Raw genomic sequence first — 11,750 nt, 5'->3', positions numbered from 1 at the left:
AGAAATCCTGAAAATGCGTAAAAAAAGCAGAGAATCGCCAATCATGCCAATTCTCTGCCAGAAACTGCCAGTAAGATTAAATATCAGTCGAATGAACGTACAGGTACAACAACCATCAGTGTGCTGGAATTATCCACGTCCATAAGACGTATCGGTTTCAGCTGCCCGGAAAAGGAAAACTCGGTCCGTTCACCTTTCAGGGCTTTCAGCGCATCCAGTACGTAGGAACCGTTCAGAGTTACATTCATAGGCTCCCCTTCCCATTTTGCGTCTTTCAGTTTTTCATCTGAATTTCCGATTTCCGCAGCCCGTACTTTGATCCGGACTCCTTCCTCGCTGCAGTCCAGTTTGATCAGGTGAACATTTGCATTCTTCATGAAATTCGTCCGGTCAATTGCCCTGGAAAGTTCCTGCGTATCCACCACCAGCCGGCTGCTGAATTCCGTGGGAATGATCCGCTCCACAGGCGGGAAGGCACCATCAAGAAGCCGGGACTGGATGATCGTTTTGCCAAATACGAACTGAACCTTCCGTTTGTCAGTGTAAATATCAATTGGGTCGGAGTCGGACAGCGACTTCATGACTTCGTTCAGAGTCCTGGCTGAAATGGTCATATTGAATGACTGATTTTCATTCAGTTCCAGAGTTTTGCGGGCGAGCCGGTACGTATCCGTGCCGCTGCAGTGAAGTTCATTTCCGGAGGCATGAAAATTGACACCGGAAAGAACTGGTTTGCTTTCCTTGTCGGAGCAGGCAAAAGCCGTGCTGGAAACAATCTGACGGAAGTCTTCCGGAGTCAGCATGAAATGATCTTTCGGTCTTGTGAAGTCAACCACAGGATATTCATCTGCCGAAGAACTGTTGATGTTGAAGGTTCCATTATCTGTGGTGAGACGTACAAGTGTGTAATCCATCAGTTCCAGTTCAACGGTATCGCAATCCAGTTTTCTGACTATATCCAGAAGATACTTCGATTCCACACAGGCAGAACCGGTGGAATCTATTCGAAGCTGATTCAGTTCACCTGGAACAATGGTGGTCTGGATGGCAATGTTGGAATCACTGCCGGTAAAGATAATGCAGTCATCTTTGACCTGGATGAGAATTCCGGATAATGCCGGCAAGGGAGAAAAAGGACTTACAGCCCGTGCTGCAGTGGACAGTCTGTCCTGCAGATATCTTCTGTCAATGCTGAATTTCATGATGTCCTCCGGTTATCTATGATGAACGCTTTTGTCCGAGTGCGTTTTTTCTCGTTCGCCGTTAATCTTAGCACAAAATCCGAGGCTTTTGGAAAGCCGCGGAAGCGGTTTTTGGATATGAATTTTTTCTTAAGTCATAACCATAAGGGCGGGGAAAACGGGGGAAAACTCAGGATTGAGCTCTGTTTAAAGGAAGATATCGTCAAATGGAACGGGGGATAAACCGGGGATTTACTGGAGAGAATCCTGAATGCGTGTGACAGCAAGAGTAAAGGCCTGGTCCTGTGCCAGAAGCTTTTCAGCCCGTTCATAAGAGCTTGCAATGGTTTTATGATCCCGCCCTCCCAGCTGAATGCCAATTTGTGAATAGGATGTATGAAGCAGTTCACGTGCCAGATAGACACAGATATGACGTGCATTCACGATGGCTTTCTGGCGCGATTTTCCTTCCAGATCCGAACAGGTCAAGCCATAGAAATTTGTTACGGCTTTTTCTATTTTCTGAAGCGTCAGTTCTTTCTGTTTGTCCACGATGGGTTCATTGACAAGAACGGCTTTCGCAAATGCAGTATCAATCACATCCGGATTTTCCAGGGTGGCTGAAAAAATCAGACGGTTCAGAGAACCTTCCAGATTTCGGACATCATTGGAAAAGGTACTGGCCAGGTAATCAATTACATCATCCTGAATGCGGATCTGATCTTCCTTTCCTTCGATCCGTTTTCGGAGAATTGCTCTGCTGGTATCGAATTCCGGACGGCTGATGGAGACTGTAAGCCCGGATGTGAAACGGGAAACCAGCCGGGACTGAAGGCCTGACAGTTCCTGTGGATGAATATCCGAAGTCATCATGATCTGCGTATTCTGGGCAATCAGTTCATTGTATACGGTAAAGAAAATTTCCTGACTGCTGGAACGGCGAAGATTCTGTATGTCATCCAGCAGAAAATAATCACAGTCTGTCAGGCGGCTTTTCACACTCTCCACAGTCTTGGATTTCATTGCTTCAATCAGCAGGTCCACGAAAGAATTGGCATCCATGTAAATAACTTTGTCTTCCGGGCGGTTCAGCCGCAGCCAGTTGCCGGCTGCATGAAGAAGATGTGTTTTTCCAAGACCGGAATTTCCGTAAATCATGATGGGATTGAATGCACGCAGCCCAGTCTGGATACAGCTGTTGTAAACAGCTGCATAGGCTTCCTTGTTGCTGGATCCCTCGACAAAACTGTCAAAGGTATATTCCGGATTGAATTTTGCCTGCAGAAGAGGAACCGGCGGGGTGACAGCTGCAGATGGAGAAAAAGCAGCTGTCTGCTGAGGAGACGGCTGTTCACTCATCCTGTCTGTCAGCTGAATGGAGACAGGCTCGCCGGCCTGTTCGCTGAGAAGCGTTTCGAACAGAGCCTGTTCCTGGCGCAGTATGGACTGCGTGATGCGGGAAGGACAGTAAATCAAAGCAGTCTGGTTTTCTATGTATACAAGCTTTGTACGGGAAATCCAGTCTCTGCAGGTTACAGGATCGATTTCTCCCTGGGATCTGATGTTTTCCAGTACATTCTGCCAAAGCTGCTGCAGATCAGGGAACATCTTCACAGCCTCCTTTCCTTCTATGGGCGTTTCCTACTTATTATACTGAAAACACCTGCATAAATATCCAGGTTTTCGAAATCCCCGGGGAAAACTCTGCAGAAGCCCGGGGCCTTTTTTCTCCCCAGGGGGAAAAATGGGGAGAACGGGGTCCATAATTATCCCCAATCCCTGCTTAATCCCCATTGAATTCAGTATGAAATACAGGCTGTTTAAAGGGAAAAACCTGTCTTTTCCCCATAGTTTTCCCCAGCTTGGATTTATATGGGGAAAACTATGGGTATTGGGCAATCATTATGGGGAAAAGCAGGAGAAATTGTCCCCATAAACCAGGAATATTCGGAGAAAATAATCAGGGAATGGGGAAAACCCGGGGGAAAACTTTTATGGACTGGGGAAAAGTGGAACAATGAATTGTGCAAGCAGGAGATAAGAGACTGAAAAAATCGTATTATTAATCGTATTATTATAAGGAATAGAATTCTTGAAGCGGAGGAGAATCCGGTGCTGCATATTCTCTTCTCAAATGGAATTTTCCGTTGACATCTCCAATTGACAGTGAGTATAATCATAGGGCAATCTTATGTGATCAATATAAAACGCAGACTGGGGGGTGTAGACACATGAAACGAACATATCAGCCGAGTAAGATCAAGCATCAGAGAACGCATGGCTTCCGTGCCCGCATGGCAACAGTCGGCGGCCGCCGGGTACTGTCCCGCAGACGTGCAAAAGGCAGAAAAGTATTATCCGCTTAGAAATCACCGGAAGGTGATTTTTTTGCGATTGGGGAAATAAACATGAAAAAACGAGACAGAATACTGAAAAACCGCGAGTTCTCCTCCATTATTTCTCAACGGCGAATTGTAAAGACACCCAGCTATATTCTGTACTGGCAGCCAAAAGCGCAGGATCATCCCAGAGTGGGGATTTCCGTAGGAAAGAAACTGGGGAATGCAGTGCACAGAAATCTTGTCAAGCGGCAAGTACGTTCCATGGTGGATTGTATATTTCAATTCGATGAGGACTATGATACGATTTTAATCATCCGGCCTGTTTACGCCCGGCATTCTTATCAGGAGAATCTTGAGGAACTCCGGAATGCCAGAAAACGTCTTGGCCAGACTAACCGAAACATGAAAAGGGGGAACCGCAAACATGCGCAGTAAGTGGAAAGTTCTCTTTCTATGCGGATTTGTCCTCATGGGGCTGGCAGGCTGTTCAGCGCCGCGGGGGACCGATGGAAAGACGAAAGTAGATCAGATCATCGCCAGCGAGACCATAGAAATTCCGAAAAGCCAGGTCAATACAACAGAGATCAGCGATGAGAAACAGAAAAGTGAATACAAGAAACTGAAGGACGACGAAGTCATTACCATCCCGGCTACCGGATTCGGTGAAACTCTGTCCCAGAGCTGGTTTGACGGACTGATCGTCTGGCCTATCGCGCAGCTGATCAATGTGTTTGCCGGCTGGACCGATGCGGGCATCGGAATTATCCTGACCACACTGCTGATTCAGCTGATTGTCTTTGCCTTTACCTACAAGTCCCAGATGGCATCTCAGCGCATGCAGGAGATTCAGCCGGAACTGACACGGATTCAGAACAAGTACAAAGACAAAACCGATGACCGTTCCCGGATGCTGATGGCGCAGGAAACACAGAAACTGTACCAGAAATACGATATTCATCCCTTTGGCACGATTCTGGTGACTTTCATTCAGCTGCCAATCATGATGGGAATGTACTATGCCACCATGCGGGCAAGTGCTGTGGTATATGGTTCATTTCTGGGCATGTCCCTGTCGGAAACACCCATTGAGGCGTTCAAAAGCCTTGGGTCGGGCAGTGTGCAGTGGGGCCCCATCATTATTTATCTGCTCATGATTGTCATGCAGATCGTTTCACTGAAACTTCCTCAGTGGATGAAAAAATACGATGACAAGAAAAACAACGTCCGCAAGAAGAAATACCTCAAGGAAAACGACAATCCCATGACCAGCACAATGAACATGACGATGTATTTCACCACCGCCATGATTGCCTTCATGTATCTGTCATGGCCCATTGCGATGTCCTTTTACTGGTTTGTTTCCAGCTGTGTGAGGGCTCTGATGCAGCTGTATATGCATTTCGTCATGATGAAGAAACAGAAAACTGCGTAAGCAGTTTCAAGAGGGAACAAGTATGGAGTTTTCCAGATTTTCAGGCAAAACACTGGAGGAAGCACTGCAGGCTGCGGCAGCTGCAAAGGACTGCGCAGTGGAAGAACTCACCTATTCTGTCACAGAAGAAAAGGCCGGGTTTCTGGGGATTGGACGCATCGTTGAAGTGGAAGTCTGGTGCGAAAAAGATGTCAGGTCGTTTATCCACGACTACATTCAGACCTACTTTGAAAATGCAGAACTGGACGGACATACTGATATTGAACAGGACGCTGACGGTTTTTACAGGATCACTGTGGATACCAGCAATAATGCCATCCTGATCGGCCGGGCCGGAAAAAGCCTTCAGGCGTTCAACCGGCTTGTCAAATCAGCAGTTTCAGCTCAATTCCGGAAGCGGATCCGTCTGCTGATTGACGTGAATGGCTACAAGCAGGAGCGGTACGAGAAGATCACCCGGATGGCCATACGGCAGGCGAAGGATGTCCGCCGCACCAAAGTGGATGCAGTGCTCGATCCCATGCCCGCAGATGAGCGGAAAGTGATTCACAGTGCCCTGGCGGATATGAAAGACATTTCCACAAAAAGCGAGGGAGAAGGGACGGCCAGACGCCTTCACATTCTCTATACGCCAGGCAAGGAAACGGAATAGAGACAACGGGAGGTCCTCCCGTTTTTTCTGTTCAGTTTTTATAATCATTGAATGAGCAGACGAAAACAAGGAGCAGATATGAAAATCATTGCAGGACTGGGGAATCCAGGATTGAAATACGAGAACACACGCCACAACGCCGGTTTTATGGCTGTGGATGCACTGGCAGAGAAACTGGGACTGGAATTCTCACAGGAAAAGTTCTCCAGCAAGTTTGCCAAAGGCAGGATCAGCGGTGAGGATGTTGTTCTTCTGAAACCGCAGACTTACATGAATGACTCAGGCATCGCTCTGCGGCAGTGTCTGGATTTCTATAAAGCCGCACCTTCTGATGTGGTCATTCTCTATGATGATGTGGATCTGCCGGTAGGACGAATCCGCATCCGTCAAAAAGGAAGTGCCGGCGGACACAATGGAATCAAAAGCATCATCCATTGTCTTTTTACGGAAGAATTTGACAGAATACGAATTGGTGTGGGCAAAGATGTGCAGATACCGATGATTTCCTGGGTACTGGGGAAATTCCCGCCGGAACAGAAACAGAGTCTGGATCAGGCGCTGGATATGGCAGCAGAAGCCGGAGAAGATATCATCCGGAAAGGAACCATGCATGCCATGAACAGATACAATGCAAAAAAGGTATGATGCATCTATGACACAGGAAATACGGGACTGGCTGAAGGAAAACCCGGCAGTCAAAGAAATCATGGAAGGAGGAAACAGGCTGGGCAGTCTGTTTCCCATGGAAGAAGCACTGGTGCTGGCCAGTGCCTTTTCTGCTGATCAGAAAACACGGATCATCGTCAAAAAAGACAGATATGCGGCGCAGCAGCTGTATGCCCGCCTGAGTCCGCTGGTCCAGGATACACTGCTGTTTACAAGTGATGAGAGTCTCCGGGTGCAGGAAATTGCTTCCAGTCCGGAAGAAAAAGAAGAACAGCTGGATGTGCTTCGGCAGCTGGTCACAGAAAACAAACCACGCCTGATCATTACCAATACCGCGGGATTTCTCCGTTTCCTGCCCTCCAGAGATCTGTTCGCATCTCTGATTTTTGAACTGAAGCCGGGTATGACGATGGACATGGCCACACTGAAGAAAAATCTGAACCGTGCCGGATATGCCAAAGTGAATTATGTGGACCGGCCTCTCACGTACGCCAGCCGTGGTGGAATCGTGGATATCTTCACGCTGGAATACGATCATCCCGTGAGGATCGAGTTTTTTGATACAGAAATAGACTCTATCCGCTTCTTTGATGAAAATACGCAGAGGACAATCAGAACAGTGGACAGTGTTCAGATTGTCCCTGCCACGGACTTGCTGTTTACGGAGGAACAGACAGCCCAGATTGAAGCCGGTGCCAGACAGAAGCTGGAATCCGCCATTCAGGGACTGGATCCGGAAGCAGCCCAGGTGCTGACAGATCAGGTGGAGCAGGATCTGCGGGGAGTGCAGTCCTATGACACTTCTCCTTCTCTGTACAGAATGTTCGCTCTGACTTCTCCTGGATGTCTGCTGGATTATGTGCAGGGAGATGTGATCCTTTCCAGTGAGGAGCAGGTTTATGAAGCGGAGAAGAAAATACGGACAGACAATATATCGTTTGTCCAGGAACTGGTGACAGATCACAAAAGTCTGCCGGTTTATACGCTGTTTCATGATCTGATCAGCCTTCAGAAAGACCGGAAATTTCAGGTCATTCACGAGTTTGATGATCTGCATCATCCGATTTATTCTGAAATCCGGCCTGTGGACCCGGTGCAGGAACCACTGGACATATTTCTGAAAAACATGCGTCTTCAGACGTATTTTGCTGTCAGCGATGCAGAAGCGAAGCTTCTGAAAGACCGGGCCGAAGGCAAGAAGATCCGGCGTGTGGAAGGCTGGTATTACGAAGGGTTCCGTTCTCCGGAGTTTGATGTATATACCTCCCGGGAACTTTTTGCCAAACCTGTCCGGCATCAGCGGTATCAGAAGACATTCAAGGAAGGCCAGATGCTGTCCAATGTGCTGGAACTGGAACCGGGGGATTATGTGGTGCACAGTCAGTACGGCATCGGGCAGTACATGGGAACGGTTCAGCGAAATCAGAAAGGCAGAACCCAGGATTATCTGCATGTGGTGTACCGGGGCGGAGATGAACTGTTTGTTCCGCTGTCTCAGTTTCAGCTGGTGCGAAAGTACATATCCAAGGAAGGATCCGGTGTCCGTCTTTCACAGCTTGGTTCCGGTCAATGGCAGAAGACCAGAGAACGGGTCAGTCAGAAAGTGGAGGAAATTGCCGGGCGTCTTGTGGAGCTGTATGCGGAACGCAATGAGGAAATCGGATTCGCCTTTCCCGAAGATGATGCTCTTCAGCGGGAATTCGATGAAGCGTTCCCCTATGTACCCACCCCGGATCAGCTGCAGGCGACAGAAGAAATCAAGGCGGAGATGGAAAAGGCAAAACCCATGGATCATCTTCTGTGCGGCGATGTCGGGTTCGGAAAAACAGAAGTTGCCATGCGCTGTGCCTTCAAGGCCATTGAAAGCGGCAAACAGGTGGCTTTTCTGTGTCCCACGACGGTGCTTGCGCTGCAGCACTATAAAACGCTGGAGAAGCGGTTTGCCTATACAGGTGCGTCCGTTGAAATGGTAAGCCGGTTCACACCGGCCCGAAAGATGAAGGAAATCCGGGAAGGCCTGAAAAACGGTACAGTGGATATTGTGGTGGGAACCCACAAGCTGCTTTCCAAAACCATCAGATACAAGGATTTGGGCTTTCTGATCATTGACGAGGAACAGCGGTTCGGTGTGGAACACAAGGAAAAAATCAAAGAGATGAAAAATACCATTGATGTACTGTCCCTGTCTGCCACTCCCATTCCCCGCACCCTTCAGATGTCCCTGATTGGAGTGCGGACGATTTCCCAGCTGAATACTCCTCCTGCCCACAGACATCCAATCCAGACCTATGTCATGGAAAAACGGAGTACAGTGGTGCAGGAAGTCATTGCCCGGGAACTGGCCCGGGATGGACAGGTGTTTTACCTGTACAATCACGTATCCAACATCAATGCTGTGGCAGCTCATATACAGGCACAGTTTCCGGATGCGCCGGTTGCTGTGGCTCATGGCAGAATGAACCGGGATGATATTGAACAGATCATGCTGGATTTTGCTCAGGGAAAATACAAAATTCTCGTCTGCACCACCATCATCGAGACAGGTCTGGATATTGAAAACGCCAACACGATGATCATTGAAGACGCGGATCACTTCGGTTTGTCGCAGCTGTATCAGATCCGGGGCCGGGTGGGACGCCGAGACAGGATTGCCTACTGTTATCTCATGGTTCAGCCTCACAAGCAGCTGACAGAACAGGCAGCCAAGCGCCTGCGGTCCATCCGGGAATTCACACAGCTGGGATCCGGATACAAAATCGCCATGCGGGATCTGACAATCCGGGGAGCCGGGGATATGCTGGGTCCGCAGCAGGCCGGATTCATTGATCAGGTTGGTCTGGATCTGTATCTGGAAATGCTCTCGGAAGCCATTGCCCGCAAACAGGGCAAGCCGGTGGAGAAAAAAGAGCCGGAAAAGACTTCATCCATTCAGGTGGGTGGTTATATTCCGGCGGGATTCACAGACAATGACGGAGACAAACTGGCGTTGTATCAGGAGATCCGGGATGCAAAGACTCCCGTACAGCTGGCTGCCTGCGAGAGCCGGGTCAAGGATCTGTTTGGCCGCATCCCGAAGGATGTTCTGGAACTGTTTGAACAGCGTCGTCTGGATCTGTTTGTGATGCAGCCCGGTGTAGCCGGGCTGAAAGAGACACCGGCAGCCTACGTTGTTACGATGGATGCCGAATGGTCGCGGACTGTGGATGGAAGAAAGCTGTTTGATGAAGTATCGGCTTTGTCCCGGCAGGTGAAACTGCGGATGAAATCCGGCCAGATTGAGATCCTGGTGGACCGGAAAAGCCGCCGGGCGGTGGAACTTCTGCTGAAACTCTCCGAACTTCTGCTGCGGGAGGATCTGAAAAAAGCGGCTGTCTGATTCTGCGGACCATCAGATGGCGAATAACGCAGGACTGCAGGTGTATTTGCAAAGAGAAAGAAAGAGGAAATCATGAGACTGGATAAATATCTGAAAACAGCCAGGATACTGAAGCGCCGGGAAGCGGCAAAGGAACTGGCTCTGCAGGGAAGGATCACAGTGAACGGACGGCGCGCAAAACCCGGGACCGAAGTGGAAATCGGTGATGTGCTGGTGCTGAAGTTCGGAAACCGGTGCCTGACGGTCCGGATCACTGATGTAAAAAAACAGGTATCGAAAAGCGCTGCGGCATTGCTGTTTGAAGTGGTGGAAGAAACGAGAATCGATGAGTCCTGCGAGGGGCGTTCATCAGCGGATTCTCTGTCTGACACTGCCGGAATATCTGCAGATGCAGGAGACGAGCGTGAAAACGATTGAAGTGGTATGCGGTGCTCTGGTAAAGGACGGCAGAGTTCTCATTGCGCGGCGGGTATCCGATGTAGCGGATGGATGGTATGAATTTCCCGGCGGCAAAATTGAACCTGGGGAAACGGCACAGGAAGCACTGATACGGGAATGGCAGGAAGAAATGGGAATCAGAATCCGGGATATTCAGTATCTGGCAAGTGGTCAGGATCAGCAGGGGGAGGATATGATCAGACTGACATGTTTTACCTGTACCAGCGATCAGACTCCTGTCATGCATGTGCATGATGATCTTGTCTGGACAGAACCGGACAAGATATACAACTGGAAATTCTTTGAATCTGACAGGCATCTGGTCAAAGCCCTGGAAAACCGGATGACTTCGCAGTACAAGCCGGCAGCAGATCAAAAAGAATGACAGAAGAATACATGCTGACCGGACTGGAAGAGCCGCGGGTTCTTCGGGATCCGATTCATGGATACATCCATATCCGGTCGCCTCTGATCTGGCAGCTTCTGGACACACCGGAGTTTCAGAGACTCAGACGGATCCGTCAGCTGGGTGGCGTATTTCAGGTTTATCACACAGCGGAGCATTCCCGGTTTTCCCACTCTCTGGGTGTATATGAAATTGTCCGGCGCATGACAGAGGAAGTGCCGGATATAGCCCGGGAGCTGAATCAGCGGGAAAAGCTGCAGGTCATGTGCGCGGCCCTGCTTCATGATATCGGGCATGGTCCTTTCTCTCATTCCTTCGAGCGGCTTTCTGCCTGTTCACATGAACAGATGACCATCAATCTGATTTTGCAGGATACAGAAATCCATCGGATTCTGGCAGCTGCCGATTCCCGGCTGCCGGCAGAAACGGCAGCGATTATTCAGGGGACGCATCCGAAAACGCTTCTGTGCGATATGATTTCCGGACAGCTGGATGCAGACCGGATGGACTATCTGCTGCGGGATGCCTATGAAACCGGGACCAGCTACGGTACATTCGACCTGGAGCGGATTCTGCGCTGTCTGCGGGTGAGCAGCGGCCGGCTGTGCATCAAGGAAAGCGGCATGCATTCGGTGGAAGACTATATCATGACCAGATACCACATGTACTGGCAGGTCTATCTGCATCCTGTGGCCCGTTCCTTCGAAGTTCTGCTTCAGCTGTTTTTTGACCGGTACAGCCAGATCCGGCAAAAGACTCCGATCATGCTTCTGGAAAATGTCTACGAACTCAGTCAGCCCTGCCGGTTTCTCGAACTGGATGATTACAGACTGAGTGCCGGACTGCAGCAGGCTGCTGCATCTTCCGACCGGCTGCTGGCGGATCTGGCAGACAGACTGCTGAACCGCCGTCTGCTTGACTGGGTGGAGGATCCTTCTGTCAGGCAGCAGCAGGCACTGCAGAGAGCACTGGAGCGTCTTGAGCTGCCGGAAGAGTTTTATCTGAAAGAAGATGTAGCCGGCAGCAAAGTATATCTTCCCTATCATGAAAGCCAGGCACAGATTCTGGTACTGGATCCCCGGGGACAGATCCATGTGCTTTCTGAAAGAAGCGCCATTGTCTGTGCCCTGGACAAGATGGAACCCGTTGTCACCCGCCGCCTGTATTTTCCCCGGGAGCTTTATGGGGATGCCGGCTTGGAAATGGCTGTGAAGAGGGAAAAATGATTGAAATCAATCCGGACCATGGTACGATACT

At 49.6% G+C, this 11,750-nt stretch carries 11 protein-coding genes; 9 read left to right on the top strand and 2 right to left on the bottom strand.

Going from position 1 to position 11,750, the window contains the following annotated elements; all coding sequences use genetic code 11:
• Positions 1 to 83: 83 nt before the first annotated feature.
• Complete coding sequence (gene dnaN / locus QZ305_RS02260; RefSeq protein WP_294729870.1) at positions 84 to 1,202, bottom strand: DNA polymerase III subunit beta; 1,119 nt, start codon at positions 1,200 to 1,202, stop codon at positions 84 to 86.
• Positions 1,203 to 1,433: 231 nt separating this feature from the next.
• Positions 1,434 to 2,789: a chromosomal replication initiator protein DnaA gene (gene dnaA, locus QZ305_RS02255; protein WP_294729869.1), complete on the bottom strand. Its 1,356-nt coding sequence runs from the start codon at positions 2,787 to 2,789 to the stop codon at positions 1,434 to 1,436.
• 623 nt (positions 2,790 to 3,412) lie between these two features.
• On the opposite strand from dnaA, the gene rpmH reads away from it, so the two are divergent.
• The 9 genes from rpmH (at position 3,413) to QZ305_RS02210 (ending at position 11,719) form a co-directional block, all read left to right on the top strand.
• Positions 3,413 to 3,547, top strand: coding sequence for a 50S ribosomal protein L34 (gene rpmH / locus QZ305_RS02250; protein WP_075884638.1), 135 nt, complete (start codon positions 3,413 to 3,415; stop codon positions 3,545 to 3,547).
• Positions 3,548 to 3,589: 42 nt separating this feature from the next.
• Positions 3,590 to 3,958, top strand: a complete 369-nt coding sequence (gene rnpA / locus QZ305_RS02245; protein ID WP_294729868.1) for a ribonuclease P protein component — start codon at positions 3,590 to 3,592, stop codon at positions 3,956 to 3,958.
• Positions 3,948 to 4,955, top strand: coding sequence for a YidC/Oxa1 family membrane protein insertase (locus tag QZ305_RS02240; RefSeq protein ID WP_294729867.1), 1,008 nt, complete (start codon positions 3,948 to 3,950; stop codon positions 4,953 to 4,955). The genes rnpA and QZ305_RS02240 overlap by 11 nt, the downstream gene beginning before the upstream one ends.
• A gap of 22 nt (positions 4,956 to 4,977) precedes the next feature.
• Complete coding sequence (locus QZ305_RS02235) at positions 4,978 to 5,607, top strand: R3H domain-containing nucleic acid-binding protein (RefSeq protein ID WP_294729866.1); 630 nt, start codon at positions 4,978 to 4,980, stop codon at positions 5,605 to 5,607.
• A 78-nt stretch (positions 5,608 to 5,685) separates the two neighbouring features.
• Positions 5,686 to 6,252: an aminoacyl-tRNA hydrolase gene (gene pth, locus QZ305_RS02230; protein ID WP_294729865.1), complete on the top strand. Its 567-nt coding sequence runs from the start codon at positions 5,686 to 5,688 to the stop codon at positions 6,250 to 6,252.
• Between the two features lie 7 nt (positions 6,253 to 6,259).
• Positions 6,260 to 9,649, top strand: a complete 3,390-nt coding sequence (gene mfd / locus QZ305_RS02225) for a transcription-repair coupling factor (RefSeq protein WP_294729864.1) — start codon at positions 6,260 to 6,262, stop codon at positions 9,647 to 9,649.
• Between the two features lie 72 nt (positions 9,650 to 9,721).
• Entirely contained in the window at positions 9,722 to 10,066 is a 345-nt protein-coding gene (locus tag QZ305_RS02220; protein WP_294729863.1) for an RNA-binding S4 domain-containing protein, read from the top strand.
• Positions 10,053 to 10,472 (top strand): (deoxy)nucleoside triphosphate pyrophosphohydrolase, encoded by a 420-nt coding sequence (locus QZ305_RS02215; RefSeq protein ID WP_294729862.1) that lies wholly within the window; start codon positions 10,053 to 10,055, stop codon positions 10,470 to 10,472. Before QZ305_RS02220 ends, QZ305_RS02215 begins: the two co-directional genes overlap by 14 nt.
• Positions 10,469 to 11,719 (top strand): HD domain-containing protein, encoded by a 1,251-nt coding sequence (locus tag QZ305_RS02210; protein ID WP_294729861.1) that lies wholly within the window; start codon positions 10,469 to 10,471, stop codon positions 11,717 to 11,719. Before QZ305_RS02215 ends, QZ305_RS02210 begins: the two co-directional genes overlap by 4 nt.
• Positions 11,720 to 11,750 lie beyond the last annotated feature (31 nt).

Source organism: uncultured Faecalibaculum sp. (assembly GCF_910588395.1).
In the GTDB taxonomy this organism is placed as follows: Bacteria; Bacillota_I; Bacilli_A; order Erysipelotrichales; family Erysipelotrichaceae; genus Faecalibaculum.
Note: the sequence above shows the minus strand (reverse complement) of the source record. Positions and strands in the feature narration are given on the sequence as shown.

Bases quoted from the DNA above. Each gene is read 5' to 3' on its own strand.
- dnaN (WP_294729870.1), bottom strand. From the start codon at position 1,202: ATGAAATTCAGCATTGACAGAAGATATCTGCAGGACAGACTGTCCACT.
- dnaA (WP_294729869.1), bottom strand. From the start codon at position 2,789: ATGTTCCCTGATCTGCAGCAGCTTTGGCAGAATGTACTGGAAAACATC.
- rpmH (WP_075884638.1), top strand. From the start codon at position 3,413: ATGAAACGAACATATCAGCCGAGTAAGATCAAGCATCAGAGAACGCAT.
- rnpA (WP_294729868.1), top strand. From the start codon at position 3,590: ATGAAAAAACGAGACAGAATACTGAAAAACCGCGAGTTCTCCTCCATT.
- QZ305_RS02240 (WP_294729867.1), top strand. From the start codon at position 3,948: ATGCGCAGTAAGTGGAAAGTTCTCTTTCTATGCGGATTTGTCCTCATG.
- QZ305_RS02235 (WP_294729866.1), top strand. From the start codon at position 4,978: ATGGAGTTTTCCAGATTTTCAGGCAAAACACTGGAGGAAGCACTGCAG.
- pth (WP_294729865.1), top strand. From the start codon at position 5,686: ATGAAAATCATTGCAGGACTGGGGAATCCAGGATTGAAATACGAGAAC.
- mfd (WP_294729864.1), top strand. From the start codon at position 6,260: ATGACACAGGAAATACGGGACTGGCTGAAGGAAAACCCGGCAGTCAAA.
- QZ305_RS02220 (WP_294729863.1), top strand. From the start codon at position 9,722: ATGAGACTGGATAAATATCTGAAAACAGCCAGGATACTGAAGCGCCGG.
- QZ305_RS02210 (WP_294729861.1), top strand. From the start codon at position 10,469: ATGACAGAAGAATACATGCTGACCGGACTGGAAGAGCCGCGGGTTCTT.